This window comes from Aeromonas sp. R5-3 (assembly GCF_040908225.1).
GTDB lineage: Bacteria > Pseudomonadota > Gammaproteobacteria > Enterobacterales > Aeromonadaceae > Aeromonas > Aeromonas dhakensis.
The window spans coordinates 1-26,466 of sequence record NZ_JBFODH010000029.1 but is presented as its reverse complement, the minus strand read 5'-3'; the positions used below and the strand labels follow the sequence as shown (position 1 = coordinate 26,466).

Genomic DNA, 26,466 nt, shown 5'->3' with positions numbered 1-26,466 from the left:
CGGGATGCCTTGGTGACGGGTCTTTCGGTACATGCCAAATGACGCCCTTATTGTTGCGCCAACGGGCCAGAAAGCAAGGTGCCGGCCGTTACATTTAATTAACCAACCCGCGCCTGCGCTGATTTAGCGCCCCGCAATCTCGCCAACCTCCCCTGCCAGATCAAAAAATTCATCCTATATATGGGTTAACGTGACCCCAGTTTCATTTTCCAGTGAGAAAAGCCCATGAACATGAGCCACACCGAACGTCTGATCCTGAGCAACCAGTACGAGATCCTGGCCAAACTCAATCCGGAAAAGGCGGCGTTTTACCAACGGGCCAGCACTATCATCGAGCGCGGCTACTGCCTGCAGATCCTCGAACTGGAGAAGAGCTTCGGTCATCTGGATCTCGCCACCTGCCAGGAGGTGATCGACACCCTAGAGCTGCACCATGCGCTGGCCATCTCCTGGGGCAACCTGGACGCAGCCGATCAGGGCGAAATCAATGCCAGCCGACTGGAGTTCAACGGCTACAGCCGCAGCCAGGAGCGGGAGCTGGCCGACTACGTCTGCTTCCTGCTGGAGGTGGACAAGCGCTTCCCCGAGCTCAAGTGCCCATGCGATGAACTCTCCAGCGACATCGCCATGCGTGACAAGTACCAGCGCATGCTGGCGGTCTGGCGCCAGTGCCCGCGCCAGTACAAGCTCTCCATCCAGGAGATCCGCAAGGTATTGGCGGCCTGAGCCGGCAGCCATTAAAAAGGCGCCGCGAGGCGCCTTTGTCCGGTTGGCAGGCCCGTGGGGCCTCACTCGTAGAGGAAGGATTTGTCCAGCTGCTTGAAGGCGGCATTGAGGGTATCGGCCAGCTCTTCGTATCTGGGCTGGGCCACCAGTTGGCGACGACCGCCCTGTTCGTTCATCTTGCCGTTGATCTCGCGATACCAGCTGGCAAGGGAAGGCGGCAACCGGGTATCGGCACGCTGGCCAAGCCAGTAGTAGCCCTGCAGCGGCAGGCTGAGCAGAAACAGCACCGAGGTCATGACGGAAGGCCAGTAGTGCTGCTCACCAAACTGGAACTGCAGCATGACGCTGAGCACTGCCAGCGCAGGAATCACCTTGAGGGCGAACTCGGTGGCCTTGATCACCCGATTCTCCGGGAACATGGAATTAAGCTCGGGACGGCGGGGCCAAAGGGTCATATAATGACGGCCTTGCTGTAACTTAGTTCCAAAAATGTTCATGCTCATGCTACCTCCGAGCTCTTTTTGAACGTATTAACGGCAAAACCACGACAATATTTGATGCGCAATAACAAAGGTTGAGGATGACTTTGTTATTTTTCAACAATCGGGTTATCCTTTGTACGCCCAATTTTTGCGCCAACGGCCTGCCGTTGAGCCGTCAGGGACGTCTGGATTTCGGGTCTTGTATCACTATACAAGGGGCAAGCAACAGATTGCCAACCCTCATAAGGATAAGTTGAAAGTTTTTGGACACAGCGCGTCCAACGCATCCTCCTACACAACCCAATCTGCGATAGGATTTATTCATGAGTAAGCTGGTTCTTGTTCTTAACTGTGGCAGCTCTTCCCTGAAGTTTGCTGTCATTGACGCAACCACCGGTGATGACCTGCTGTCCGGCCTGGCCGAGTGCTTCAACCTCGACGACGCCCGCATCAAGTGGAAACTGAACGGCGAGAAAGGCAGTGCCGATCTGGGCGCCGGTGCCGCTCACCAGGAAGCGCTGGACTACATCGTCAACAAGATCCTGCCGCTCAACCCGGAGCTGTCCAAGAACCTGATCGCCATCGGCCACCGTGTCGTACACGGCGGCGAGCGCTTCACCTCCTCCGTGCGCATCTGCGACGACGTGATCGCCGGCATCGAAGCCGCCGTACCGTACGCCCCGCTGCACAACCCGGCTCACCTGATCGGTATTCGTGAAGCCCGTCGCGTGTTCCCGGCGCTGGCCGACAAGAACGTGGCCGTGTTCGACACCGCTTTCCACCAGACCATGCCGGAAGAAGCCTTCCTGTACGCCCTGCCGTACAAGCTCTACAAAGAGAACGGCATCCGTCGCTACGGCGCCCACGGCACCAGCCACTACTACATCAGCCTGGAAGCTGCCAAGCAGCTGAACAAGCCGGTGGAAGAGCTGAACATCATCAACTGCCACCTGGGCAATGGCGGCTCCGTCTGCGCCATCAAGAACGGCCAGTCCGTCGACACCTCCATGGGTCTGACCCCGCTGGAAGGCTTGGTGATGGGTACCCGTTCCGGCGACATCGATCCGGCCATCATCTTCTTCCTGCACGACAAGCTGGGCATGAGCGTTGATCAGATCAACACCATGCTGACCAAAGAGTCCGGCCTGCAGGGTCTGACCGAAGTAACTTCCGACTGCCGTTTCGTTGAAGACAACTACGACAGCAAAGAAGAAGCCAAGCGTGCCATGGACGTTTACTGCTATCGCCTGGCCAAGTACATCGGCGCCTACGCCGCCGCCATGGACGGTCGTCTGGACGCCGTGGTCTTCACCGGTGGTATCGGTGAAAACTCCGCCCCGATCCGTGAAATCACCCTGAACAAACTGGGTCTGCTGGGCTTCGACGTCGATCACGACGCCAACCTGAAGGCTCGCTTCGGCAAGGGTGGCGAGATCACCAAGGCTGGCTCCACCAAGGCCCTGGTTATCCCGACCAACGAAGAGTGGGTCATCGCCCACGACGCGCTGGAACTGGTCGGCGCATAATTTCGCTGTAGAGCAAGGCCGCCCAAGGGCGGCCTTTTCCTGATCCCAAAAATGAACAAGGGGTATAAAGTGGCACGCACTATTATGCTTATCCCGGTCGGCACTGGTGTCGGCGTAACTTCCGTGAGCCTTGGCGTCGTTCGCGCCATGGAGCGTCACGGTGTCAATGTCAGCTTCTTCAAACCGGTCGCTCAGCCGCGTCCGGGTGAAACCGGTACCGAGCGTTCCACCGCCGTGATCCGCGCGGCAGCCAACATCAACCCGCCCGAGCCGTTCGCCCTCTCCTACGCCGAGAACATGATCACCTCCAGCAACACCGACATCCTGCTGGAAGAGATCGTGGCCCGCTTTGAAGAGCACGTGAAGGCCAGCGGTGCCGAAGTGCTGGTCATCGAAGGCATGGTGCCGACCGACAAGCAGCCGTTTGCCAACAAGCTGAACTACGACGTCGCCAAGGCGCTGGACGCCGACATGGTGTTCGTGACCCACCCGGGCAACGACTCCAGCCAGAAGCTGAAAGAGCGCATCGAGCTTGCTTGCTCCAACTTCGGTGGCGTCAGCAACCCCCGCATCGTGGGCTGCGTCATCAACAAGGTGGGTGCACCGGTTGACGAGCACGGCGTGACCCGCCCCGACCTGACCGAGATGTTCGAAGCCCATCACCACGGCGCCGACACCGCTCACAACCTGGAAGTACTGCAGGTATTCGGCAAGAGCCCGCTGCGCATCCTCGGCTGCATCCCCTGGAACACCCAGCTGATCGCCCCGCGCGCCAAGGATCTCGCCAAGCACCTGGCTGCCAAGATCCTGCACAAGGGTGAGCTGGACAGCCGCCGTCTGCAGACCGTGACCTTCTGCGCCCGCTCCATCCACAACATGATCGAGCACTTCCGTCCGGGCAGCCTGCTGGTAACCTCCGGCGACCGTTCCGACGTCATCGTCTCCGCCTGCCTCTCCGCCATGAACGGTGTCAAGCTGGGCGCCCTGCTGCTGACCGGCAACTATCACCCGGAACCCCAGGTGATGGCGCTGTGCCAACAGGCCATGGCTACCGGCCTGCCGATCATGATCACCGGCACCAACACCTGGCAGACTGCCGTCAGCCTGCAGAACTTCAACGTCGACATTCCGGAAGATGACCGCGAGCGGATCGAGCTGGTGCAGGACTATGTGGCTGGCCACATCGACAAGCACTGGATCGAGTCTCTCTCCGCCAAGTCCACCCGCTCCCGTCGCCTGAGCCCGCCGGCCTTCCGTTACCAGCTGACCGAGCTGGCCCGTCAGGCCAACAAGCGCGTCGTGCTGCCGGAAGGGGAAGAGCCGCGGACCATCAAGGCTGCCGCCATCTGTGCCGAGCGTGGCATCGCCCGTCCGGTGCTGCTGGGCAACCCGGAAGAGATCCGTCGCGTCGCCGAACAGCAGGGCGTGGTACTGACCGACCGCGTCGAGATCATCGATCCGGTTGCCGTGCGCGAGCGCTATGTGGCCCGTCTGGTCGAGCTGCGCAAGAACAAGGGCATGACCGAAGTGGTTGCCCGCGAACAGCTGGAAGACAACGTGGTACTGGGTACCATGATGCTGGAGCGCAACGAGGTCGACGGTCTGGTATCCGGCGCGGTGCACACCACTGCCAACACCATCCGTCCGCCGATGCAGATCATCAAGACTGCCCCGGGCTCTTCCCTGATCTCCTCCATCTTCTTCATGCTGCTGCCGGATCAGGTACTGGTCTACGGTGACTGCGCGATCAACCCGGATCCCACTGCCGAGCAGCTGGCCGAGATCGCCATCCAGTCCGCCGACTCCGCTGCCGCCTTCGGCATCGAGCCGCGTGTCGCCATGATCTCCTACTCCACCGGCACCTCCGGCGCCGGCGCAGACGTAGAGAAGGTGCGTGAAGCGACCGAACTGGCCAAGGCCAAGCGCCCCGACCTCATCATCGACGGTCCGCTGCAGTACGATGCCGCCATCATGGAGAACGTGGCCAAGTCCAAGGCCCCGAACTCTCCGGTAGCAGGCAAGGCCACCGTGTTCGTGTTCCCGGATCTGAACACTGGCAACACCACCTACAAGGCGGTACAGCGCTCCGCTGACCTGGTCTCCATCGGCCCCATGCTGCAAGGCATGCGCAAGCCGGTCAACGACCTGTCCCGTGGCGCCCTGGTGGACGACATCGTCTACACCATCGCCCTGACCGGTATTCAGGCAGCCCAGGCCGAGTAATCGTCCGAGGCTCTGCCTGCTGAAAAACCCGCCGCAAGGCGGGTTTTTTTATGGCTGATTTGGGGAAATGTTGATCCGCAAGATCAAATCTGGATCCTGGCAGGATCACCTGCTCGGCGACAGGCGCCAGTCCCACAAGGGCGGCGGGATAAGCAAACACTCACACCCGCCAGAGTCGATTGCACAATTGCGCCCCAGCGCAGATCAGATCCAAATATCCTTTTAAGATCAGCACACTAACGCCAGACACACCGCTAATCTACAGAGTTTTCCACAGCTTTTGTGGATAGTTTACCGATCATTTGAAAGAAAATGACAGACTCGTGCCAGCCCTCCATTCCACCAAGCGCCCACAAGAAAGGGGCTCCGAGGAGCCCCTTTAATCTGCCTGCTGCCAAGCGATGGCTCAGGGACGCAGCGCCTTGTCGGCGCGGGAGATGCCACACACTCCGGAGCGCACCACTTCGACAATCTCGTTGGTCTGGGCGGCGGTCTTGATGAAGGCATCCAGCTTCTCACTGGTCCCCACCAGCTGCACCGTGTAGAGCTCGGGGGTGACGTCGACGATCTGGCCGCGGAAGATATCCGCCAGCCGTTTCAGCTCGTCGCGACCACCACCAGCGGCGCGCGCCTTGACCAGGGCGATCTCCCGCTCGATGTGCTCCCCTTCGCTGAGATCACACACCTTGAGCACGTCCACCAGCTTGTGCAGCTGCTTCTGGATCTGCTCCAGCACTCGCTCGTCACCCATGGTGACGATGGTCATGCGCGACAGGGTGGGATCCTCGGTGGGGGCCACCGTTAGGGTCTCGATGTTGTAGCCGCGCTGGGAGAAGAGGCCCACCACACGGCTCAGGGCGCCAGATTCATTCTCCAGCAGTACTGAAATGATGTGTCTCATCAGGTTCTCTCCGTCTTGCTCAGCCACATCTCGTCCATGGCGCCAAATTTGATTTGCATGGGATAGACGTGCTCATCCGGGTCGACCGAAATGTCCATGAACACCAGCCGATCCTTCATGGCGAAGGCCTTCTCCATGGCGCTCTCCAGCTCCGCCGGATCGCTCACCGCGATGCCGACGTGGCCGTAGGCTTCCGCCAGCTTGACGAAGTCAGGCAGGGATTCCATGTAGGAGTGGCTGTGGCGACCGCCGTAGAACATCTTCTGCCACTGCTTGACCATGCCAAGGGCGCGGTTGTTGATGGAGATGATCTTGATGGGCACCCCGTACTGCATGCAGGTAGAGAGTTCCTGAATGTTCATCTGCACCGAGCCGTCACCGGTGACGCAGCAGACCACCGCATCCGGGTTGGCAAACTGGGCTCCCATGGCGGCCGGAATGCCGAACCCCATGGTGCCGAGGCCGCCGGAGTTGATCCACTGGCGCGGCTTGGCGAACGGATAGTAGAGGGCGGCAAACATCTGGTGCTGGCCCACGTCTGAGGCCACGAACGCCTCCCCCTTGGTCACTTTGTAGAGGGTCTCGATCACCTGCTGCGGCTTGATCAGGGTGGGGTGGGTCTCGTAGGCCAGGCAGTTGCGCGAACGCCACTGGCCGATCAGGCTCCACCAGTCCGCCAGCGCCTGCTTGTCGTTGTCGAAGCCACACTCGCGGATCACTTCCAGCATCTGCTCCAGCACGGTTTCCACCGAGCCGACGATGGGCACATGGGCCTGCACCGTCTTGGAGATGGAGGTGGGATCGATGTCGATGTGGACTATGGTGGCGTTGGGACAGAACTTGGCCACATTGTTGGTGACGCGGTCATCGAAACGGGCACCCACGGCGAAGATGAGATCCGCGTTGTGCATGCTCTTGTTCGCTTCGAAGGTACCGTGCATGCCGAGCATGCCGATGAACTGCGGATGGGTGCCAGAGAAGGCCCCCAGCCCCATCAGGGTGGTGGTCACCGGCAGATTCAGCAGCTCGGCCAGCTTGGTCACCAGGTGATCCGCATTGGCATTGATGGCACCGCCACCGACATACATCACCGGCCGGCTCGCCTCCACCAGCAGCTTGGCGGCACGCTTGATCTGGCCCTTGTGACCCGACTTGGTCGGGTTGTAGGAGCGCAGGGAGACCGTCTCCGGGTACTCGTAGGGGAATTTTTCTTTCGGGTTCTGCACGTCTTTGGGCAGATCCACCACCACCGGCCCCGGGCGGCCGCTGGCGGCAATGTAGTAGGCCTTCTTGATGGCGGCCGGAATGTCGCTGGCTTTCTTGCACAGGAAGCTGTGCTTCACCACCGGGCGGGAGATGCCGATCATGTCGGTCTCCTGGAACGCATCCTCCCCGATCATGCTGGTCGGCACCTGGCCGGACAGGATCACCAGGGGGATGGAGTCCATGTAGGCGGTCGCGATCCCCGTGATGCAGTTGGTGGCGCCGGGACCCGAGGTCACCAGCACTGTGCCCACCTTGCCGGTGGAGCGGGCGTAACCGTCCGCCATGTGCACCGCGGCCTGCTCGTGCCGCACCAGGACATGCTCCATCTTGCCGTTTTCAAAGAGAGCGTCATAGATGTCGAGCACTGAGCCACCAGGGTAGCCGAAAACGTGCTCAACTCCCTGATCTTCCAGCGCTCTAACCACCATCTGGGCGCCTGATAACATCTCCATGATAAAGCCCTCCAGGCTTTGCTCCGTTAAGCGAAAGCTATCGGCAGTCCGCTGCTTCCCGGCACCGCCGGCCCGTGCGTTGTTGTTGTCTGAATACGGACCCGGCGAGTTCGGCGCTGTCGATAGTAGAAAAATAGGTTTTTTCCATCATTCACCCGCAAAGCGGGTGAAAAACCAACTTAACCCGCTTGTGAACGGTTGTCCACGGCTTTGTCTGACCACAACAGTCATAAATTTCAAACAGCTATTAACATTCAGTGACTTGCTGGAAAGGGTGGGAACAATGCGGGGAAGATGGGTGGCAAGCCAGCGGATCATGCTGCAACAGCCGCCAAAAGCGGAAAAAATGGCCCACCGCCAGGGTGGGCCTTGGTGGCAGGCTGCGGATCAGTGATCCTGTTCCGGCTCCGCCAGCCAGATCTGCTGATCCGGATCCGTCTCTTCGCAGACCGAGATGCTGACCCCCATGTCCAGCAGCTCGTGCAGGGTGAGATTGTCCGCCAGGTTCATGGTGTCGCCGTTTTCATTGGTAAAGCGCATGGTGTCCGTCCTCTCCTTGGTGGGATCCCTCTCAGTCTAGTCAAAGGCGCTGACTTGCGATAACCAGCAACTGCTGAGGGCACTTCCCTCCTCCAGCTCGCTCAGCCGATCGCACACCTCTTCCGGAAACAGGGTTCGGGCCCACAGCCGGCGGGAGAGATCCGCCACGCTCTCCTGGGCGCCGGCGGCGAGCCAGCCGGCCAGCTCCCCCGCCACATCGGGGTAGCAGATCTGGCCCGGGGCCGTCGCATCCAGCCAGGCCCGCACAGCGTTGGCATCGAGCGCATCCATCAGCCGCGCCAGCCCCATCAGTTCCAGGGTCTTGCTGTTGGTCAGCTGCTCGAACTGGCCTCCCAGCGGCTTGACCAGCAGCTTTTTGCCAAGGGAGAGCGCCTCCGAGGCGAGCTCGAAACCACCGTTGGTGATGACCCCGCGACAGCCGGCCAGCACCTGCTTGAACGCCTCACGGGCCTGCGGCTCGAAGCGGATGTTGCGCCACTGGCTGGCACTGCGAATGGCCGGATGAAAGCAGACGAAGCGTTGCTGGTTGAAGCGCGACAACAGGGCCGCGATCGCCTCGGTCTGCTCGAACGGCAGATAGACCAGGATCTGCTGGTTGTCGGGCCCATGGCTGATGGGGTCTATGATGGGCGGCAACAGGGGCTGGCCGAAGTGAAACCAGTGCAGCCCGAGCGACTGGCGCACCGGCGCGAAGTGGCGCATCAGCTGGCGGTTGAAGCCGCTCTCCCCCCAGCGTGGAATGGGCCAGTCGAAACTCGCCTGATGGCTGATGGTGAGGCTCGGCTTGTCCCAGCGGCGAGCGGCATGGGCGCTGATAGGCTCGAAATCGCTGATGACGAGGTCGTAGTCGCGACAATCGAGCGCTCGCATGTCGCGCCAGAAGCGCAGGGGCGAGAGCCCCTTGAGGGTTCGCCAGTTCGAGATGGCCCCCTCATGGCTGACGAAGGTGATGCCGGGAAAGGTGCGGTAGTCGCCGAATTCGGCCATCTCGAAGTAGCCGTCCGCAGGGCGGCCGCTGAACAGATAGTCCACCGCGAGACCACGGGCCCGCAAGGCCCGCGCCAGGGTACGGCTGCGACTGATGTGGCCGTTGCCGGTTCCCTGCACACCGAACAGTATCTTCATCCCTGCCCCCACATGAGCGCCAGCAGGGCACAGCCACCGCCGAGCAGGGCGCCGGCCACCAGATCGCTTAGATAGTGCACCCCCAGCAGCAGACGGGATGCCCCCACCAGCGCGGCCCAGACGAACAGCAGCGGCGCCCAGAGCGGGAAGCTGGCCGCCAGCACGGTTGCCATCAGGAAGGCGGCGGCGGTGTGGCCCGAGGGCAGGCTGTAGCGGTCGGAGGGGGTGATGAAGACCGGCAGCCCCACCGGGCGCTGGCGTTTGAGGGCATTCTTGAGCAGCAGGTAAAGCGGCAGCTCGAGGGCGAAGGCGAGCAGTGCCAGCTTCACCAGCTCGCGCTCGGCTTCCCCCTGCCACCAGAGCAGGGCCGCCAGCACGGCGTAGAGCGGGCCGTCACCGGTACGGGAGATGAGCCGGCTGATCCTGGCCTGTGGCCGGTTGTAGGCGTGGAGCAGGCAGATGCGGCACACCTGCAGGTCCCATTGCTGGATCTTGTTCATAACCCCTCCTTCCCTAGCGTCTCAGAGCAGACTAGGGCGGTGGGGTGACACTTGGTTGACGTTCAAATAACAGATTTATGAAAAAAGGGCCGAATGGCCCTTTTTGCTACCAGCGTGGCAAATGATCAGTTCAGGGTGCCGCGCAGGCCGTTTTCCATCAGGCGGCAGTTGTGATCCGCCAGGCGAGCCATGAAGTGCTCGTCCACGGTCAGGCCGAACACCTGCTCGTAGAGATCCTTCATCACGAAGGGCTGCCACATCATGCTGAGGAAGGAGATCTTCAGCATCTCGGGATCCAGGTTGTCACCCAGCTCGCCGTTGCTCTTCATGGACTCCAGCAAGGCATCGAACTGGGGCAGCTGGCGTTCCAGCAGACGGTTCAGCACAAAATCCCGACCCGGACTCTTCTCGGTCGATAATGCGCTGGAGATGGCGGAGGTCAGCTCGCTGTTGGGCGCCATCACCTGGTAGTAGGTGTTGAGCAGATCGTTGAGGCTGCGGTTGCCGGTCTCGTCGTGCCAGGCCTGGTCGAGCGGCTCGGCCACATCCCCCAGCACCGCCTTGTAGAGGCCCTCTTTGCTGCCGAAATAGTAGTGGATCATGGCCAGATTGGAGCCAGCCAGCTCGGCGATCTCGCGGGTCGTCACCTTGCTGTAGGGGGTGTTCAGAAAACGCTCGCGAGCGGCACAGAGCAACTTGTCACGAATGTCAGAACGTCCGACCGGACGACCAGGTCTACGTTTTTCCATTTAATACCTCGGATAATTCAGCAGAAACTGACAAGTCGATCTGATTGTACAGATGATCGAGTACAGCAGGAATGACCAGATAATCGGGCAAGGGCCGAATATGGGACAAGTAAATTTGCACTCCTTTACAATCCGATTAAATAAACCAGCGAAATGAACCGGGTGCGTACGGTTGACACAGCATAAAAATCTCGATATTGGTAAAAGCGTTATCGACTGCAAGGATTGATTCATCATGCGTATTGCCGCTCCGCTACTACTAATCTCCCTAATCGCGACCTCTCGCGCGGGATCCTTGTAGCCGGGCTCAGACATAGCCGGAATTTACAAAAACCCGTGCACCCTGCACGGGTTTTTTTATGCCAACGCAGGATGCACGTCACCGAACTTAGGAAGAGGGAAGTCACATGTCAGATCGGGTCATCATATTCGACACCACCCTGCGCGATGGTGAGCAGGCCCTGGCGGCCAGCTTGACGGTCAAGGAGAAGCTGCAGATCGCCCAGGCACTGGAGCGGCTCGGTGTCGACGTCATGGAGGTGGGGTTCCCGGTCTCCTCCCCCGGCGACTTTCAATCGGTGCAGACCATTGCACGTCACATCAAGCAGAGCCGGGTCTGTGCCCTCGCCCGCGCCCTGCCCAAGGACATAGACGCCGCCGGCGAGGCCCTGCGGGTCGCCGACGCCTTTCGAATCCACACCTTTATCTCCACCTCCTCCATCCACGTCGAGAGCAAGCTGAAGAAGAGCTTCGGGGACGTGCTGGAGATGGGGGTCAGCGCCATCAAGCACGCCCGCCGCTATACCGACGACGTGGAGTTCTCCTGCGAGGATGCAGGCCGCACCCCAATAGACAACCTGTGCCGCATGGTGGAGGCCGCCATCAAGGCCGGCGCTCGTACCATCAATATTCCCGATACCGTGGGCTACACGGTGCCGACCGAGTTCTCCGGCATAATCCAGACCCTGTTCAACCGGGTGCCCAACATCGATCAGGCCATCATCTCGGTGCACTGCCACGACGATCTGGGGCTCTCGGTGGCCAACTCCATCGGCGCCGTGCAGATGGGGGCCCGCCAGATCGAGTGCACCATCAACGGCATCGGCGAGCGGGCCGGCAACTGCTCGCTGGAAGAGGTGGCGATGATCCTCAAAACCCGCGCCGACCTGCTCGGGGTGCACACCAATATCCGCCACAGCGAGATCCACCGCACCAGCGCCCTGGTCAGCCAGCTCTGCAACATGCCGGTGCAGCCCAACAAGGCGATCGTCGGTGCCAACGCCTTCTCCCACAGCTCCGGCATCCACCAGGATGGAGTACTCAAGGCGAAAAATACCTACGAAATCATCACCCCGGAGAGCATTGGCCTCACCCAGAACAACCTCAACATGACCTCCCGCTCCGGCCGCCACGTCATCAAGCACCGGATGGAGTCCATGGGCTACGCCGAGAGCAGTTACGACCTCGACGATCTCTACGGCAAGTTCCTCACCCTGGCCGACAAGAAGGGGCAGGTGTTCGATTACGATCTGGAGGCGCTCGCCTTCTTCAGCCAGATCCACGAAGAGCCGGAGCACTTCAAGCTGGAGTACCTGGGCGTGCAGAGCGGCAGCTCGGTGATGGCCACCGCCTCGGTGAAATTGAAGGTGGGCCAGGAGATCGTCAGCGAAGCCGCCACCGGCAACGGCCCGGTGGACGCGGTCTACCAGTGCATCAACCGCATCACCGGCTACGAGATCAGCATCGACAAGTACGAACTCAAGGGCAAGGGGGAAGGCAAGAACGCCCTCGGCCAGGTCGACATAGTCGCACAGTACAAGGGCCGCAAATTCCATGGCATGGGCCTGGCCACCGATATCATAGAGTCTTCCGCCCAGGCGTTGATCCACGTGATCAACAGCATCTGGCGCGCCGATCAGGTGGCCGAACAGATGGAACGCAACGTTGCAAAAACAGACAAGATCAATACGGAGAGCGTGTGAGTATGAGCAGTTATCGGATCGCAGTATTGCCGGGTGACGGCATTGGCCCGGAAGTGATGGCCGAGGCCGTCAAGGTGCTGGAAAAGGTGCAGGCCAGATTCGGCTTCGCCCTCGACTACGAGCGCCATGACGTGGGAGGTATCGCCATCGACAACCACGGCACCCCGCTGCCCCAGAGCACCATTGCAGGCTGTGAAGCGGCCGACGCCGTGCTGTTCGGCTCGGTGGGCGGCCCCAAGTGGGAGCACCTGCCCCCCAACGATCAGCCGGAACGCGGCGCCCTGCTGCCTCTGCGCGCCCACTTCAAGCTGTTCTGCAACCTGCGTCCGGCCCGTATCTACACCGGCCTCGAGCAGTTCTCACCGCTGCGGGCCGACATCTCGGATCGCGGTTTTGACATCGCCTGCGTGCGCGAGCTGACCGGCGGCATCTACTTCGGTCAGCCCAAGGGGCGTGAAGGGGAAGGCCCCACCGAGAAGGCATTCGACACCGAGGTGTACCACCGCTTCGAGATAGAGCGCATCGCCAAGATAGCGTTTGAATCGGCCCGGGTGCGCAAGGCCAAGGTCACCTCCATCGACAAGGCCAACGTGCTCGCCTCCTCCATCCTGTGGCGCGAAGTGGTGACGCAAGTCGCCAAGTCCTATCCGGACGTGGCGCTGAATCACATGTACATCGACAACGCCACCATGCAGCTCATCAAGGATCCGTCCCAGTTCGACGTGCTGCTCTGCTCCAACCTGTTCGGCGACATCCTCTCCGACGAGTGCGCCATGATCACCGGCTCCATGGGGCTGCTCCCCTCCGCCAGCCTGAACGAATCCGGTTTCGGGCTGTTCGAGCCGGCCGGTGGCTCGGCGCCGGATATCGCCGGCAAGGGGATCGCGAACCCCATCGCCCAGATCCTCTCCGCCGCCCTGATGCTGCGCTATAGCCTCGGCCAGGAAGCCGCCGCCCAGGCCATCGAGCAGGCCGTGGCCCAGACCCTGGCCGAAGGCTACTTCACCGCCGACCTGCATCAGGCGAGCGCCAAGCACCCGGTGCAGAGCACGGCCGAGATGGGCAGCCAGATCGCCGCGCGCATCTGACCCCACGGCATCGATAACAAGGAAACCGAGCAATGGCCAAGACCCTCTATCAGAAAGTATTCGACGCCCACGTGGTGCGGGAAGTGGAAGGGGAAACCCCCCTCATCTACATCGACCGCCACCTGGTGCATGAAGTGACCAGTCCGCAGGCATTCGACGGCCTGCGCGCCATGAACCGCCAGCTGCGTCGCCCGGATCTGACCTGGGCCACCATGGATCACAATGTCTCCACCACCACCAAGGACATCGCCGCCTCCGGCGAGATGGCCCGCATCCAGATGGAAACGCTGGCTCATAACTGCAAGGAGTTCGGGGTTCGCCTCTATGACCTGAACCACAAGTATCAGGGTATCGTCCACGTGATGGGTCCCGAGCTCGGCATTACCCTGCCCGGCACCACCATCGTCTGCGGTGACTCCCACACCGCCACCCACGGTGCCTTCGGCTCGCTCGCATTCGGCATCGGTACCTCCGAGGTGGAGCATGTGATGGCCACCCAGACCCTGAAACAGGGCCGTGCCAAGACAATGCGCATTTCGGTCAACGGCAAACTGGCTGAAGGTATCAGCGCCAAAGACGTGGTGCTGGCCATCATTGGCAAGGTCGGCCACGCCGGCGGTACCGGCTATGTGGTGGAGTTCGCCGGCGAGGCCATCGAAGGGCTCACCATGGAAGGGCGCATGACGGTGTGCAACATGGCCATCGAGCTTGGTGCCAAGGCGGGCATGATCGCCCCCGACCAGACCACCATCGACTACATCCGCGGCAAGGAGTTCGCCCCCAAGGGCGAGGTGCTGGAGCAGGCCATCACCTACTGGCAGAGCCTCAAGAGCGATGCCGATGCCAAATTCGATGCCGAAGTGGTGCTGGACGCAGCCGACATCGCCCCTCAGGTCACCTGGGGCACGAACCCGGGTCAGGTGATCGCCGTCAATGAACCCATTCCGGCGCCGGAATCCTTCAGCGATCTGATGGAGCAGCAATCCGCCCGCAAGGCCCTCGCCTACATGGATCTGCAACCGGGTCAGAAGCTCTCCGACGTCGCCATCGACAAGGTGTTTATCGGTTCCTGCACCAACAGCCGCATCGAGGACCTGCGCGCTGCCGCCGCCATCGCCCGCGGTCGCAAGGTCGCCGCTGGCGTGCAGGCGCTGGTGGTGCCGGGCTCCGAGCAGGTGAAGGCCCAGGCCGAGGCCGAGGGGCTCGACAAGATCTTCATAGAGGCTGGCTTTGAGTGGCGTCTGCCCGGCTGCTCCATGTGTCTCGCCATGAACAACGACCGGCTGCAACCGGGGGAGCGCTGCGCCTCCACCAGCAACCGCAACTTCGAAGGGCGTCAGGGCCGCGCCGGCCGCACCCACCTGGTGAGCCCGGCCATGGCCGCCGCCGCCGCCGTCACCGGCCGCTTCGCCGACATTCGCGCGCTGTAAGAGGGGTTGAGGATGAAAGCATTCAAACAACACGGATGGCCCTTCGCCGTCACCGACATCATCTTCGCCGACATTCGTGCACTGTAAGAGGGAACGTACATGACAGGTTTCAAACAGCATAAAGGGATCGTTGTCCCCCTCGACAGTGCCAACGTCGACACCGACGCCATCATTCCCAAGCAGTTTCTGCAGAAGGTCAATCGCATCGGTTTTGGCAAGCACCTGTTCCACGACTGGCGCTTCCTGGACGATGCGGGGGAGCAGCCCAACCCCGAGTTCGTGCTCAACCAGCCGCAGTTCGCCGGCGCCAGCATCCTGCTGGCCCGCGAGAACTTCGGCTGCGGTTCGAGCCGCGAGCACGCCCCCTGGGCGCTGGCGGATTACGGCTTCAAGACCATCATTGCCCCGAGCTTTGCAGACATCTTCTACGGCAACGCCATCAACAACGGCATGGTGCCGGTACGCCTGAAGGAGGAGGAGGTCGACGCCCTGTTCCAGCTGGTCGCCGCCCAGCCTGGCATCGAGATCGAAGTGGACCTGGAAGCCAATCAGGTGCGGGCAGGCAGCCTCACGTTCGGCTTCGAGATCGATGAGTTCCGTCGCTACTGCCTGCTCAACGGGCTGGATGCCATCGGCCTGACCCTGCAGCACGAGGCCGCCATCAGCGCCTTCGAGGCGAAACAGCCGAGCTGGATTTAATCAGCCAGTTGCAAAAAACGAGTAGAATCAACAGGGAGCCTTGGCTCCCTGTTTTATTGTCAGGCCTAGGTGCACACCATGGCCCGCCACTTCTGCATACCCGACGAGACACCTGGATGAAGATGACACTCGCCCTCCCCCTGCTCTGCGGCCTCTGGCTGGCGCTGCCGGTCTGCGCCGGGCAGACCTATTTCAACAGCAGTGGCGGTCAGCTCAACGTCGGCTGGCAGGACAAGGATGGCAAGGTGCAGCAACTCACCTATCGGCTGGAAGCAGGCAAGCTGCCGCCGCTCATCGCCTATCGGTCGGCCCGCATGCAGGAGGACGTGCTGCAGAGCCTGCTGCAGCAGGGAGTGGCCGAGTTCCCCGCCGTGCAGTTCTCCCTCTTCCGCCCCGAGATGGAGCTCAGGCTCAAGGGCCGTCAGCCCGAACAGGTCGCCAAGGCCATGAGCTGGCTCACCCGGGAGCGCGACAAGCAGGAGGCTGCGTGGCTCAAGCTGCACTATTTTCAGCCGTTCACCGCCCCCGACGGTGCCGCCGCCATCAAGCAGGATCACGTGCGCATCGCGCTGGAGAGCCGCAGCGAACTGGCACCGCTGGCCGAACAACTCAAGCAGCAGGGCAGCACGGAAACCGAGGCGCGCCAGAAGACCACGGCCCAGATGCTCGGCTTCATTCAGGCCATCCCCTATCAACTGCTCGACAGCCAGTCGGGCCGCCAGGGCAAGGGCTTTCTCAGCCCGCGCCAGGTACTGGAGCAAAATCAGGGCGACTGTGACAGCAAGGTGACCCTGATGGCCGCCATGCTGGCCCAGCTCTTTCCCGAATTGAAACAGGCCATGGTGTTCGTACCGGGTCACGCCCTGCTCGGAGTGGCGCTGCCGGCCAAGCCGGGCGAGACTACCTTGAGCTGGGAAGGGGAAACCTACCTGCTGATGGAGCCCACCGGCCCGGCCCAGCTGGCGATGGGTCAGCTGGCGCCGACCAGCAAGACCTTCATCGACAGCAAGCAGCTCAGCGTGCAGCCGGTTCGCGCCGACAAATAGGTGGTGGACGTCATGAAAACGAGGGGGGACAGGCCAAAATGAAAGCGACCAGCGCAGGGCTGGTCGATGGAGGCAAGGAGGTGGATGGCTCAGGCGAGGGACTGGAACTCGATGGCCAACAAGAGCCCGTCCTCCTCTTCCAGCACCCTGATGATGCGGGCCTGCGCCTCGAAGGGGGGCAACAGGTTGTTGTTGGTGGCCAGGCTCACCCGGATGGGCTGGGTCGTATCGAGCTGGTGCTCCGGCACCGAGATGCCCATGCCGTTGGCGCTGAGATCCCGACAGACCCCCTCCAGCACCTGCTGCTGCTGGAAGATGGTGACGGGAGCATTGATTATCATGCGCTGGAAGGCGCGTCTTTCCTTGGTGCTGGTGATCACGCAAACATCCTCTGTTGAGCTGATCCGTCTCGCTGGCCCGCAGAAACAATTGTGCTGGCCTCCCCCCAAGAACGTTAATACAATGCGGTGCGTTTCTCAAACGGGGTGCGGTCTACCGCTGAGATTATACCCGTGAACCTGATCCAGATAATGCTGGCGGAGGAATTTGAGGCATGGCGCTCATTTTATGCGCCCTCATCCGCTGGCACCTCATTGCTAAAGGGAGTGCCACCCATGAAAACCCTGCTGCTGGTCGCCACCGGCCTGCTCTCCGCTCAGGCCTTCGCGGCGGATACCCTCACCGTCTACACCTACAGCTCCTTCACTGCCGAGTGGGGCCCGGGTCCCAAGATCAAACAGGCCTTCGAGAAGGAGTGCGGCTGCACCCTCAATCTGGTACCGCTCGAAGATGGCGTGGCCATCCTCAACCGGTTGCGACTGGAGGGCAAACACAGCAAGGCCGACCTGGTGCTGGGGCTGGACGATGCCCTCGTCAGTGAAGCCAAGCAGAGCGGCCTGTTCGCCGCTCACGCCACCAAGCTGGATGGCCTCAAGGTGCCCGGCGGCTGGCAGGATGACACCTTCGTCCCCTACGACTACGGCTACTTCGCCTTCGTCTACGACAAGGAGAAGCTCAAGCAGCCCCCCAAGAGCCTGAAAGAGCTGGTAGCGCGGCCCGACCTCAAGATCATCTATCAGGATCCCCGCACCTCCACCCCGGGCCAGGGGCTGATGCTGTGGATGAAGTCGGTCTACGGTGACCAGGCTCCCGCCGCCTGGGCGCAACTGGCCAAAAAGACGGTCACCGTCACCAAGGGGTGGTCAGAGGCCTACGGCATGTTCCTCGATGGCGAGGCGGACATGGTGCTCTCCTACACCAGCTCACCCGCCTATCACCTGATTGCCGAGCACAAGTCCCAGTATCAGGCCGCGGCGTTTGAAGAGGGGCACTACCGTCAGGTGGAAGTGGCCGCCAAGATCAAAAATGCCAAGCAGGGCAAGCTGGCGGATCAGTTCCTGCAGTTCATGATAAGCCCCGCCTTCCAGAACGAGATGGCGACCGGCAACTGGATGTATCCGGTGATCGACACGCCGCTGCCCAAGGGCTTCGAGCAGATGATCACCGTAGCTAAGCCGCTCGCCTTCAGCTCTGACGAGGTGGCAGCCAATCGCAAGGGCTGGATCCGCGAGTGGCTGCAAGCCGTTACCCAGTGAGTCGTCTCTTCGTGAAACCAGAGACGCGTCTGCTCTGGTGGCTGCCGGGCAGTGCCGCCACCGTCCTGATCCTGCTGTTGTCGCTGGGGCCGCTAGCGGCCCTGTTGTGGCAGGCCGGGGGGCTAGCACCTCGCACCCTGCTGGCCGATCCCTACCTGCGCCACGTGCTGGGCTTCAGCCTCTGGCAGGCGCTGCTCTCCACCCTGCTGAGCCTGGGACTGGCCATTCCGGTGGCCCGCGCCCTGGCGCGGCGCCGCTTTCCGGGGCGCACCCTGCTCATCAAGCTGTTCGGCCTCTCACTGGTACTGCCGGTCATCATCGCCGTCTTCGGCATCGTCGCGGTGCATGGCAAGCAGGGCTGGTTGCCGCAACTGCTGCACGGGTTCGGGCTCGCTCCCGGCAACTACCTCTACGGCCTGTTCGGCATCCTGCTGGCCCACGTCTTCTTCAACATGCCGCTGGCCGCGCGTCTCTTGCTGCAGAGCCTGGAGAGAATCCCCGAATCCTCCTGGCGCCTCGCCAGCCAGCTCGGCATGCGCTCCTCCCATATCTTCCAGCTGCTGGAGTGGCCGCTGATCCGGGCCCAGCTGCCAGGGCTGGCCAGCCTCATCTTCATGCTCTGCTTCACCAGCTTCGCCACCGTGCTGGCGCTGGGGGGCGGCCCCAAGTCCACCACCCTGGAGGTGGCCGTCTATCAGGCGCTGCGCTTTGACTTCGATCTCGCCACCGCCGGCGGACTGGCGCTGGTCCAGCTCATCCTGACCGCCGCCCTGCTGATGCTGCAGCACAAGCTGCAGAGTAGCCCGGCCAGCCGGATCACCTCTCATCGCCCCTGTCTGCGACCGGATCGTCATCAGCCGGGCAGCGGCCTGGTGGACGCCCTCGCCCTTGCCATCGGGCTGGCGGTATTCCTGCCCCCCTTGCTGGCCATCGTGGTGGCCGGCCTCAATCCCGGCCTGCCGGATGCCCTGACCTCAGGCAAGTTGTGGCTGGCCAGCGGCCAGTCGCTGCTGATTGCGCTGGCGGCGGGCAGCCTGGCCACCCTGCTCGGCAGCGCCCTGCTGCTCACCAGCCGCCATCTGCGGGTTCGGGAGCACAAGCGGCGGGCCGCCGCCCTGTGGGAGACCAGTGGCTCGGTGATCCTGATGATCCCGGCGGTGGTGCTCTCCACCGGCCTCTTCATCCTGTGCATGCCGTTTGCCGATGTCTTTGCCCTCGGCCCCTGGCTGGTGGTGCTGGTCAACGCCCTGATGGCGCTGCCCTATGTGCTGCGTACCCTCTCCGCCCCCATGCAGCTGGTGGTGCGCCAGTACGACCGGCTGGCCGACAGCCTGGGGGTACACGGCCTGCATCGCCTGCGACTGGTGGAGTGGCCCCTGCTGCGCCGTCCGTTGGGCCAGGCAGCAGCGCTGGCCATGATCTTGTCGCTCGGGGATCTCGGCGCCATCGCCATGTTCGGCAGCCAGGAGCTCACCACCCTGCCCTGGCTGCTCTATCAGCAGCTCGGCAGCTACCGGCTGACCGAGGCGGCCGCCACCGCCCTGCTGCTGCTCACCCTCTGCTTCTCCTTGTTCTGGCTGGTAGAGCGGGGGCTTGGAGGAAAGCATGCCGACCATTGAGAGACAAAAGACCCGGCGCTACCGTCTCGGCGGCTGTGCTGGCCGCTCAAACGCCCCCCTTGAGAGGAAAACATGCTGAACATTGATACGCTGGTGACCAGCTACCCGGACTGGCGCGTCAGCTTCAGCGCCATCCTGCCCAAGGGGGAGATCACCGCGCTGATCGGTCCGAGCGGGGCAGGCAAGTCGACCCTGCTCGGCATGATCGCCGGTTTCGTGCCGATAGAATCCGGCACCCTCAGCTTCGATGGTGAAGATCTGCTGCCGCAGGGCCCAGCCGCACGGCCGGTCACTACCCTGTTTCAGGATCACAACCTGTTCCTGCACCTGTCGGTATTCGACAATATCGCCATCGGCTTGCACCCCGGCCTGCGCCTGAACGCCGCTCAGCGGGCTCAGGTGAAGGATGCCGCGAACCGGGTCGGCCTCGGCGAGATGCTCACGCGCCTGCCGGAACAGCTCTCCGGTGGCCAGCAGCAACGGGTCGGGCTGGCCCGCGCCCTGGTACGCGGCAAGCCGCTGCTGCTGCTGGATGAGCCCTTCTCGGCGCTCGATCCGGCCCTGCGCCGGGAGATGCTGGCGGAGGTGGCCAGGCTCGCCTGCGAGCAAGGTATTACCGTGCTGATGGTCTCTCACAACCCGGAAGATGCCCAGCTCATCGCCGACCAGGTATTGTTCATCGACGAGGGGCGCATCGCCCTGCAAGGTAAACCCGACATACTGCAAAACAGCGATCACCCCGGGCTGCTGCGCTACCTTGGCCGCGCTCTAGTGCCATAGTGAATGGCTAACAAACTGATGGTCTCCCACTATCAGGCCGGAGGATGCCCTGCTGATTTCGCCGACCAGGTGTTGTTCGTCGACGAGGGGCGCATCGCCCTGCAAGGCAAACCCGACATACTGCAAAACAGCGATCACCCCGGACTGCTGCGCTACCTTGGCCGCACAAAGGAGCAGTGACCGGCAACGGGATCAAAAAAGGGAAGCCGGTCGGCTTCCCTTTTCCATATGAGGATGGATAGTCAGATCAGAGATTTTCCTCGGCGAAGGAGGCGAGCTTGCTGCGCACCACCCCGTTCAGGAAAATGTTGGCACTGCCGTCGAAGTCCTTGAAACGCTCGACTATGTAGGTCAGACCCGAGGTCACCGGGCTCAGGTAGTTCGAGTCGATCTGGGCCAGGTTGCCGGAGCAGACAATCTTGGTGCCCTCGCCGCAGCGGGTGATGATGGTCTTGATCTGGGACGCGGTCAGGTTCTGGCACTCATCCAGCAGCACGAAGGTGTTCTGGATGCTGCGCCCGCGCATGAAGTTGACCGATTTGAACTGGATGTTGGCCTTCTCCATGATGTAGCTCAGCGACCCGCTCATGTTCTCGTCCTGCTTGTGCAGCACCTCCAGGGTGTCGGTGACCGCAGCCAGCCAAGGCATCATCTTCTCTTCTTCGGTGCCGGGCAGGAAGCCGATGCTCTCGGCAATTTCCGGAGTATTACGGGTTACGATGACTTTCTCGTAGATCCCCTTCTCGATCACCAGCTCCAGGGCGGCGGCCATGGCCAGCAGTGTCTTGCCGCAGCCCGCCGGGCCGGTCAGGATCACCAGATCGATGTGCGGGTCGAGCAGCGCATCGAGCGCCATGCCCTGATAGACGTTCTTCGGATGAACCCCCCACGCCTTGCGGGACATCAGTCGCTCGCGCCCCAGATCCTTGATGCGGATCTTCTGGTTGTCGTGGCTGAGCACCCGGGCGGCGAAGAAGTTCTCTTCATCGATCAGGTACTGGTTGACGTGAACCCCCTCCAGCAGCTTGGCATCGATGACGTGGACGGTATCGCGGCCATGGGTCTCGCTGTCACACTCGCCGACCCGCTCCCAGAAGCTGCCTGGCACCGTCTGGAAGCCCTTGGCGAGCAGCCGGATGTCATCGATCAGCTGGTCGCTGCGATAATCCTCGACGTGGGCAAGCCCGGCCCCCTTGGCCTTGAGCCGCATGTTGATGTCTTTGGTGACCAGCACCACCTGCCGCTTCAGCTCATGCTTTTGCAGGTAGAGGGCCGCGTTGATGATGCGGTTGTCGGCCTCCTTGTCGGTGAACACCTCGGCATCCTGGGGCAGATGGTGGTCACTGAAGATGGAGATGTGGCCGCTCGCCTCGCCGGCCAGCGCCACCCCCTGCACTATCTGCTCGGGTGTCGCGTCGCGGAACACGTCCTCCAGCGCCCGGATGGCGATGCGCGCATCACGGCTGACATCCTTGTGGCGATCCTTGATGTTGTCTAGCTCTTCCAGCACCGTCATGGGGATGAGCACGTCGTGCTCTTTGAAGGAGTAGATGGCGAGGGGTTCGTGAAGCAGAACGTTGGTATCCAGGATAAACAGCTTTCGGTCCGTATTGTCCATAAGCATCCTCCTTGGCACTGAAGGTGCCACGTGTGTGAATCTCAGATGTCATTGAAACCACACGGCCGTGACAGTTTTATTACCTCCAACGCTACGCCCGATTTTACCATCACGCAACAAATCACTTGGGCACCCCGCTTGTTTGCGCAGAAAAACAGCAGTAGCCCTTTGCCGACACTCCAGGGCTCAGCCGCACTTGGAGTCGCCGCAGTTGAGGCAGGTCATGCAACCATCTTTCTGCACCAGCGCCTTGCTGTGGCACTTGTAGCAGAGCGCCGTACCGGGGGGAAAACCACTCCCAGCCTGCTGCCCGTCGGCTTCTTGCGCGGCTTGGATCTCCGCCTGCTTGCCGGCCAGAAACGCCTGCTGGTGCTCATCCAGCCCGGCCACCTTGAGCATGCCGATCTCGGTGAGGTGGGTCTCGATCACGTTGCCAATTTCGGCGATAAGGGACGGTACGTACTTGCCCTTGTTCCAGTAGCCGCCCTTGGGATCGAACACGGAGCGCAACTCCTCCACCAGAAAGGTGACATCACCCCCCTTGCGAAACACCGCCGAGATGATGCGGGTCAGCGCCACGATCCACTGGTAGTGTTCCAGGCTCTTGGAGTTGATGAAGATCTCGAATGGCCGGCGGGTCTCGTGCACCGTCCCCTCATTGAGCACTATGTCGTTGATGGTGATGAACAGAGAATGCTCGGAGACATGCTCCGGTGTCTTCAGCTTGTAGGTGGTGCCCATCAGCCGCTCCGGCCGCAGCACGGTCTCGTGCATCTGTACCACGGCTTCCTGCTGGGCCGGCTCTGCTTGCGGCTCGTCCCGGGTTTTCACCCGGTAGGCGACGATTTTCCCGTCGATCTTCTTGACCATGAACTCGTCCTCAAAATTTGCCGTAATAGCCTTCTTTCAAGGCGTCGTAGAGGTTGGCGGCGGTATGCAGCTCGCCATCGTATTCGATCTCCTCATTCCCTTTCGCCGTGATGACGGAGCCATCCTCCAGAGTGAACTCGTACAGAGTTTTCTCCAGATCCTGCTCCTTCACCAGCACGCCCTGGAAGGCTACCGGATTGAATCGGAAGGTGGTGCAGCCCTTGAGCCCCGAATCCGAGGCGTAGAGGTAGATGTCCTTGAACTGTTCGAACGGAAAGTCGGTCGGCACGTTGGCGGTCTTGGAGATGGATGAGTCAATCCAGCGCTGAGCTGCCGCCTGAATGTCCACATGCTGCGCCGGCGTGATGTCGTCGGCGGTGATGAAGTAGTCCGGCAACCGGGTCGCCTCATCCTCGGCATAGGGCATGGCCGCCGGATTGACCAGCTCGCGGTAGGCAAGCAACTCGTAGGAGTAGACATCCACGCTCTCTTTGCTCTTCTTGCCCGGCTTGATGACGTTGCGGCTGTAGTGGTGGGCAAAGCTCGGTTCGATACCGTTGCTGGCGTTGTTGGCGAGCGAGAGCGAGATAGTGCCGGTCGGCGCTATGCTGCTGTGGTGGGTGAAACGCCCCCCCACTTCGGCCAGCTCGGCAACCAGGGCAGGATCCACCTCGGCCACCTGCTGCATGTAGCGGCTGTAGCGCGCGTGCAGCACCTTGCCCTTTACCTTGTCGCCCGGCTTGATGCCATCCGCCGCCATCTCGGGGCGCAATCGCAGCAGCTTGCCGGTCACTTCGAACTCCTGCTCCATGATGGGGGCCGGGCCCTTCTCCTTCGCCAAGGCCAGGGACTCGCGCCAGCCGGTCATGGCCAGCTCCTGGGATACCTGTTCGGTAAAAGCGATTGCGGCAGCAGAGCCATATTTTATCCGCAGCATGGTGAGGGCAGAGCCGAGGCCGAGAAAGCCCATGCCATGACGGCGTTTGCTGATGATCTCCTCGCGCTGCTTGGCCAGCGGCAGCTGGTTGATCGCCACCACGTTGTCGAGCATGCGGGTGAAAATGGCCACCACTTTGCAAAATGTGGGCCAGTCGAAGGCCGCCTGTTCGGTGAAAGGATCGCGCACGAAGCGGGTCAGGTTGACGGATCCCAGCAGGCAGGCCCCATAGGGAGGCAGCGGTTGCTCGCCACAGGGGTTGGTGGCCCGGATCTCCTCGCAGAACCAGTTGTTGTTCATCTCGTTGACCTTGTCGATCAGGATGAAACCGGGCTCCGCATAGTCGTAGGTGGAAGTCATGATGACGTTCCAGAGCCTGCGGGCCGGCAGGGTCTTGTAGACCTTGCAGGCGACCTGTCCCAAGGCGTTGACGACAACCCCCTCCTTGTTGGGCCAGTCGGCCCAGACCACCTGAGCGGGATCATCCAGCGCAATACCATCCTGCCCCACCTCCCTGGCGGTGTAGGGGAAGATAAGCTGCCAGGAGGCATCCTCTTTCACCGCCTTGACGAACTCTTCGGTGATGAGCAGGGAGAGATTGAACTGGCGCAGGCGGCCATCCTCTCGTTTGGCCTGGATAAACTCGACCACATCGGGGTGACGGATATCCATGGTGCCCATCTGGGCGCCACGACGCCCTCCCGCCGACGAGATGGTGAAACACATCTTGTCGTAGATATCCATGAAGGAGAGCGGGCCAGAAGTATGGGCCCCGGCGCCGGAGACGAAGGCCCCGCGCGGGCGCAGGGTCGAGAAGTCATAGCCGATGCCGCAACCGGCCTTCAGGGTCAGCCCTGCCTCGTGCACCTTGCCGAGGATATCGTCCATCGAATCCTCGATGGTGCCGGACACGGTGCAGTTGATGGTGGAGGTAGCGGGCTTGTGCTCGAATGCGCCGGCATTGGAGGTGATGCGACCAGCAGGAATGGCACCATGGCGCAGGGCCCACAGGAAGGGCTCATACCAAGCATCAGAGTCATGCTCCTGCGCGGCGAGAGCACGGGCAACCCGCCGGTAGGTGTCATCGATGGCACCATCGATGGGAGTGCCGTCCTTGCTCTTGAGCCGGTACTTGCTGTCCCAGATCTCGAGGGAAGTCTCCTGCAGAGGGATCTGACGAAAGCCGCTTTCGCTCTCTCGCACCGGATGTGATTTAGCCATGTTCAATCAACCTCCTGGATATGCCGCGACCTCATGACAGTAACAGCCATTACTACATATAGCCAACGTGAAAGATAAAATCACAATATATAGTAATTATTTGCGCTTTCTGGTCATGCCTGCCACAAGCAAATGCCCCGGCCAGCAGGGTACTGGTCCGGGGCATTACATCGCGTCATTTAATTGCCCGGGAAGCTTGCTTCCCGTCGCAGCTCAGGGCTTCTTGACGTATACGGTCGGGGTGTCACCAGCCATATTCAGATAGAACTCATAGACACCATCCGCATCCGGTGAGAACTTCATGTCCTCATACTTGGAGCAGGGATTGACCGGTACGGCTTCGCCACCCAGCACGGCAACGCCATCGCTTGGGCTCTTGTAGCCGAAGTTGGTGCCACAGCTCCAGCCGGAGTCGGCGAATTTGAACTTGTAAGGAGCCCACTCTTTCTTGAGCGTTCCCTTGGCCATATAGAGCTTGTCGGCCACCTTGACCACCTTGCTCGCGTCGGTTGCCATCCAGTCGTTCATCTCCCCGCGCAGGTAGATGGACTTGCCACCGAAATCGCTGTTGTCCGCCGCCTGCTCTGCACCGCCATTGGATGCGCAACCGCCTAATACCAGGGTTCCCGCCGCCAGCATCATCGTTACTGTTCTTTTGAACATGTGTCCATTCCTCAGATTATTGTGATTCCTTGGCCCATCGAACGTGGGCTGACGAATTAAAGCAGAGCGGGCATCGCAAGAAAGGTAGAGGCATCACATTCCGTGCTTTTTCTGCTCAACAATTGAATTGATGGACAAATATCAACCCCGTAATGGGCAAACCGCACAAGAAGCAATGTGAGTAAGGTGGTTGCAGATCGAACAGCTGAACTGCACTTAGGGGAGAAATGACTGAATTTCAGGCAATAAAAAAGCCCGCTCAGATGAGCGGGCTTCTTCAATTGGGTGCCTGGCAGTGTCCTACTCTCGCATGGCGAATGCCACACTACCATCGGCGCTACAGCGTTTCACTTCTGAGTTCGGCATGGGGTCAGGTGGTTCCACTGCGCTATTGCCGCCAGGCAAAA

General features: G+C 61.4%; 24 protein-coding genes, 1 rRNA gene and 1 riboswitch. Of the genes, 12 read left to right on the top strand and 13 right to left on the bottom strand.

Annotated features, from left to right (window positions below; translation table 11 throughout):
• Window positions 1-225: 225 nt before the first annotated feature.
• Window positions 226-726 carry a YfbU family protein gene (locus tag AB5Y95_RS19430; RefSeq protein WP_005304330.1) on the top strand — a complete coding sequence of 167 codons (501 nt, stop codon included), beginning with the start codon at window positions 226-228 and terminating at the stop codon, window positions 724-726.
• Window positions 727-788: 62 nt separating this feature from the next.
• Here the strand turns inward: AB5Y95_RS19430 and yfbV are convergent, their stop codons facing one another.
• Window positions 789-1,229 carry a terminus macrodomain insulation protein YfbV gene (yfbV, locus tag AB5Y95_RS19425; RefSeq protein ID WP_017763829.1) on the bottom strand — a complete coding sequence of 147 codons (441 nt, stop codon included), beginning with the start codon at window positions 1,227-1,229 and terminating at the stop codon, window positions 789-791.
• Between the two features lie 302 nt (window positions 1,230-1,531).
• Here yfbV and AB5Y95_RS19420 point away from each other — a divergent pair, with 302 nt between their 5' ends.
• Together AB5Y95_RS19420 and pta are read left to right on the top strand one after the other, a co-directional pair.
• Window positions 1,532-2,734: an acetate kinase gene (locus tag AB5Y95_RS19420; RefSeq protein WP_024942264.1), complete on the top strand. Its 1,203-nt coding sequence runs from the start codon at window positions 1,532-1,534 to the stop codon at window positions 2,732-2,734.
• A gap of 51 nt (window positions 2,735-2,785) precedes the next feature.
• Window positions 2,786-4,957 carry a phosphate acetyltransferase gene (pta, locus tag AB5Y95_RS19415; protein WP_017763828.1) on the top strand — a complete coding sequence of 724 codons (2,172 nt, stop codon included), beginning with the start codon at window positions 2,786-2,788 and terminating at the stop codon, window positions 4,955-4,957.
• Between the two features lie 406 nt (window positions 4,958-5,363).
• Here pta and ilvN read toward each other — a convergent pair whose 3' ends face one another.
• The 6 genes from ilvN to AB5Y95_RS19385 all read right to left on the bottom strand — a co-directional run bounded on the left by ilvN (window position 5,364) and on the right by AB5Y95_RS19385 (window position 10,511).
• The gene (gene ilvN, locus AB5Y95_RS19410; RefSeq protein ID WP_005304342.1) at window positions 5,364-5,858 is read right to left on the bottom strand and encodes an acetolactate synthase small subunit; all 495 of its coding nucleotides are present in this window, start codon (window positions 5,856-5,858) and stop codon (window positions 5,364-5,366) included.
• Window positions 5,858-7,576 carry an acetolactate synthase 3 large subunit gene (locus AB5Y95_RS19405; protein WP_368161850.1) on the bottom strand — a complete coding sequence of 573 codons (1,719 nt, stop codon included), beginning with the start codon at window positions 7,574-7,576 and terminating at the stop codon, window positions 5,858-5,860. The genes ilvN and AB5Y95_RS19405 overlap by 1 nt, the downstream gene beginning before the upstream one ends.
• A gap of 387 nt (window positions 7,577-7,963) precedes the next feature.
• Complete coding sequence (locus AB5Y95_RS19400) at window positions 7,964-8,116, bottom strand: hypothetical protein (RefSeq protein WP_005304348.1); 153 nt, start codon at window positions 8,114-8,116, stop codon at window positions 7,964-7,966.
• 36 nt (window positions 8,117-8,152) lie between these two features.
• A complete protein-coding gene (locus AB5Y95_RS19395; RefSeq protein WP_017782130.1) occupies window positions 8,153-9,262 on the bottom strand; it encodes an MJ1255/VC2487 family glycosyltransferase in 1,110 nt (369 codons plus the stop codon).
• Window positions 9,259-9,762, bottom strand: coding sequence for a phosphatase PAP2 family protein (locus AB5Y95_RS19390; protein ID WP_010634973.1), 504 nt, complete (start codon window positions 9,760-9,762; stop codon window positions 9,259-9,261). The genes AB5Y95_RS19395 and AB5Y95_RS19390 overlap by 4 nt, the downstream gene beginning before the upstream one ends.
• A 125-nt stretch (window positions 9,763-9,887) precedes the next feature.
• On the bottom strand, window positions 9,888-10,511 hold the full coding sequence (locus AB5Y95_RS19385; RefSeq protein ID WP_017787656.1) for a TetR/AcrR family transcriptional regulator: 624 nt from the start codon (window positions 10,509-10,511) through the stop codon (window positions 9,888-9,890).
• A gap of 407 nt (window positions 10,512-10,918) precedes the next feature.
• Between AB5Y95_RS19385 and leuA the strand changes: the two genes are divergently transcribed.
• The 5 genes from leuA to AB5Y95_RS19360 all read left to right on the top strand — a co-directional run bounded on the left by leuA (window position 10,919) and on the right by AB5Y95_RS19360 (window position 16,756).
• Window positions 10,919-12,493 (top strand): 2-isopropylmalate synthase, encoded by a 1,575-nt coding sequence (gene leuA, locus AB5Y95_RS19380; protein WP_268010248.1) that lies wholly within the window; start codon window positions 10,919-10,921, stop codon window positions 12,491-12,493.
• Window positions 12,494-12,495: 2 nt separating this feature from the next.
• Complete coding sequence (leuB, locus tag AB5Y95_RS19375; protein ID WP_017782132.1) at window positions 12,496-13,581, top strand: 3-isopropylmalate dehydrogenase; 1,086 nt, start codon at window positions 12,496-12,498, stop codon at window positions 13,579-13,581.
• Window positions 13,582-13,613: 32 nt separating this feature from the next.
• Window positions 13,614-15,011, top strand: coding sequence for a 3-isopropylmalate dehydratase large subunit (leuC, locus tag AB5Y95_RS19370; RefSeq protein ID WP_368161849.1), 1,398 nt, complete (start codon window positions 13,614-13,616; stop codon window positions 15,009-15,011).
• Between the two features lie 99 nt (window positions 15,012-15,110).
• Window positions 15,111-15,710, top strand: coding sequence for a 3-isopropylmalate dehydratase small subunit (gene leuD / locus AB5Y95_RS19365; RefSeq protein WP_010634978.1), 600 nt, complete (start codon window positions 15,111-15,113; stop codon window positions 15,708-15,710).
• A 116-nt stretch (window positions 15,711-15,826) separates the two neighbouring features.
• Window positions 15,827-16,756 (top strand): transglutaminase domain-containing protein, encoded by a 930-nt coding sequence (locus AB5Y95_RS19360; RefSeq protein WP_201892903.1) that lies wholly within the window; start codon window positions 15,827-15,829, stop codon window positions 16,754-16,756.
• Between the two features lie 89 nt (window positions 16,757-16,845).
• On the opposite strand, the gene AB5Y95_RS19355 is transcribed toward AB5Y95_RS19360, so the two are convergent.
• Window positions 16,846-17,136: a PilZ domain-containing protein gene (locus AB5Y95_RS19355; protein WP_005304376.1), complete on the bottom strand. Its 291-nt coding sequence runs from the start codon at window positions 17,134-17,136 to the stop codon at window positions 16,846-16,848.
• 91 nt (window positions 17,137-17,227) lie between these two features.
• Window positions 17,228-17,318, top strand: a riboswitch (TPP riboswitch).
• A gap of 52 nt (window positions 17,319-17,370) precedes the next feature.
• On the opposite strand from AB5Y95_RS19355, the gene thiB reads away from it, so the two are divergent.
• The 4 genes from thiB (at window position 17,371) to AB5Y95_RS19335 (ending at window position 20,930) form a co-directional block, all read left to right on the top strand.
• Window positions 17,371-18,351, top strand: a complete 981-nt coding sequence (thiB, locus tag AB5Y95_RS19350; protein WP_368161848.1) for a thiamine ABC transporter substrate binding subunit — start codon at window positions 17,371-17,373, stop codon at window positions 18,349-18,351.
• The gene (thiP, locus tag AB5Y95_RS19345; protein WP_368162110.1) at window positions 18,348-19,970 is read left to right on the top strand and encodes a thiamine/thiamine pyrophosphate ABC transporter permease; all 1,623 of its coding nucleotides are present in this window, start codon (window positions 18,348-18,350) and stop codon (window positions 19,968-19,970) included. Before thiB ends, thiP begins: the two co-directional genes overlap by 4 nt.
• 72 nt (window positions 19,971-20,042) lie before the next feature.
• Window positions 20,043-20,750: a thiamine ABC transporter ATP-binding protein gene (gene thiQ, locus AB5Y95_RS19340; RefSeq protein ID WP_368161847.1), complete on the top strand. Its 708-nt coding sequence runs from the start codon at window positions 20,043-20,045 to the stop codon at window positions 20,748-20,750.
• Between the two features lie 3 nt (window positions 20,751-20,753).
• Complete coding sequence (locus AB5Y95_RS19335) at window positions 20,754-20,930, top strand: hypothetical protein (RefSeq protein ID WP_211028098.1); 177 nt, start codon at window positions 20,754-20,756, stop codon at window positions 20,928-20,930.
• Between the two features lie 67 nt (window positions 20,931-20,997).
• Here the strand turns inward: AB5Y95_RS19335 and AB5Y95_RS19330 are convergent, their stop codons facing one another.
• From AB5Y95_RS19330 to rrf, 5 genes are all read right to left on the bottom strand, one after another.
• Window positions 20,998-22,368, bottom strand: a complete 1,371-nt coding sequence (locus AB5Y95_RS19330) for a PhoH family protein (protein ID WP_017763817.1) — start codon at window positions 22,366-22,368, stop codon at window positions 20,998-21,000.
• 186 nt (window positions 22,369-22,554) lie between these two features.
• Window positions 22,555-23,238 (bottom strand): NrdJb, encoded by a 684-nt coding sequence (locus AB5Y95_RS19325; protein WP_368161846.1) that lies wholly within the window; start codon window positions 23,236-23,238, stop codon window positions 22,555-22,557.
• Between the two features lie 10 nt (window positions 23,239-23,248).
• Window positions 23,249-25,396 (bottom strand): adenosylcobalamin-dependent ribonucleoside-diphosphate reductase, encoded by a 2,148-nt coding sequence (locus tag AB5Y95_RS19320; protein WP_368161845.1) that lies wholly within the window; start codon window positions 25,394-25,396, stop codon window positions 23,249-23,251.
• Between the two features lie 213 nt (window positions 25,397-25,609).
• On the bottom strand, window positions 25,610-26,059 hold the full coding sequence (locus AB5Y95_RS19315; protein WP_005304399.1) for a pullulanase: 450 nt from the start codon (window positions 26,057-26,059) through the stop codon (window positions 25,610-25,612).
• A gap of 287 nt (window positions 26,060-26,346) precedes the next feature.
• Window positions 26,347-26,461, bottom strand: a 5S ribosomal RNA gene (gene rrf, locus AB5Y95_RS19310).
• Window positions 26,462-26,466: the final 5 nt, after the last annotated feature.

Coding starts and splice junctions, on each gene's coding strand:
- AB5Y95_RS19430 (WP_005304330.1), top strand. CDS start 226: ATGAACATGAGCCACACCGAACGTCTGATCCTGAGCAACCAGTACGAG.
- yfbV (WP_017763829.1), bottom strand. CDS start 1,229: ATGAGCATGAACATTTTTGGAACTAAGTTACAGCAAGGCCGTCATTAT.
- AB5Y95_RS19420 (WP_024942264.1), top strand. CDS start 1,532: ATGAGTAAGCTGGTTCTTGTTCTTAACTGTGGCAGCTCTTCCCTGAAG.
- pta (WP_017763828.1), top strand. CDS start 2,786: ATGAACAAGGGGTATAAAGTGGCACGCACTATTATGCTTATCCCGGTC.
- ilvN (WP_005304342.1), bottom strand. CDS start 5,858: ATGAGACACATCATTTCAGTACTGCTGGAGAATGAATCTGGCGCCCTG.
- AB5Y95_RS19405 (WP_368161850.1), bottom strand. CDS start 7,576: ATGGAGATGTTATCAGGCGCCCAGATGGTGGTTAGAGCGCTGGAAGAT.
- AB5Y95_RS19400 (WP_005304348.1), bottom strand. CDS start 8,116: ATGCGCTTTACCAATGAAAACGGCGACACCATGAACCTGGCGGACAAT.
- AB5Y95_RS19395 (WP_017782130.1), bottom strand. CDS start 9,262: ATGAAGATACTGTTCGGTGTGCAGGGAACCGGCAACGGCCACATCAGT.
- AB5Y95_RS19390 (WP_010634973.1), bottom strand. CDS start 9,762: ATGAACAAGATCCAGCAATGGGACCTGCAGGTGTGCCGCATCTGCCTG.
- AB5Y95_RS19385 (WP_017787656.1), bottom strand. CDS start 10,511: ATGGAAAAACGTAGACCTGGTCGTCCGGTCGGACGTTCTGACATTCGT.
- leuA (WP_268010248.1), top strand. CDS start 10,919: ATGTCAGATCGGGTCATCATATTCGACACCACCCTGCGCGATGGTGAG.
- leuB (WP_017782132.1), top strand. CDS start 12,496: ATGAGCAGTTATCGGATCGCAGTATTGCCGGGTGACGGCATTGGCCCG.
- leuC (WP_368161849.1), top strand. CDS start 13,614: ATGGCCAAGACCCTCTATCAGAAAGTATTCGACGCCCACGTGGTGCGG.
- leuD (WP_010634978.1), top strand. CDS start 15,111: ATGACAGGTTTCAAACAGCATAAAGGGATCGTTGTCCCCCTCGACAGT.
- AB5Y95_RS19360 (WP_201892903.1), top strand. CDS start 15,827: ATGAAGATGACACTCGCCCTCCCCCTGCTCTGCGGCCTCTGGCTGGCG.
- thiB (WP_368161848.1), top strand. CDS start 17,371: ATGAAAACCCTGCTGCTGGTCGCCACCGGCCTGCTCTCCGCTCAGGCC.
- thiQ (WP_368161847.1), top strand. CDS start 20,043: ATGCTGAACATTGATACGCTGGTGACCAGCTACCCGGACTGGCGCGTC.
- AB5Y95_RS19335 (WP_211028098.1), top strand. CDS start 20,754: ATGGCTAACAAACTGATGGTCTCCCACTATCAGGCCGGAGGATGCCCT.
- AB5Y95_RS19330 (WP_017763817.1), bottom strand. CDS start 22,368: ATGGACAATACGGACCGAAAGCTGTTTATCCTGGATACCAACGTTCTG.
- AB5Y95_RS19325 (WP_368161846.1), bottom strand. CDS start 23,238: ATGGTCAAGAAGATCGACGGGAAAATCGTCGCCTACCGGGTGAAAACC.
- AB5Y95_RS19320 (WP_368161845.1), bottom strand. CDS start 25,396: ATGGCTAAATCACATCCGGTGCGAGAGAGCGAAAGCGGCTTTCGTCAG.
- AB5Y95_RS19315 (WP_005304399.1), bottom strand. CDS start 26,059: ATGTTCAAAAGAACAGTAACGATGATGCTGGCGGCGGGAACCCTGGTA.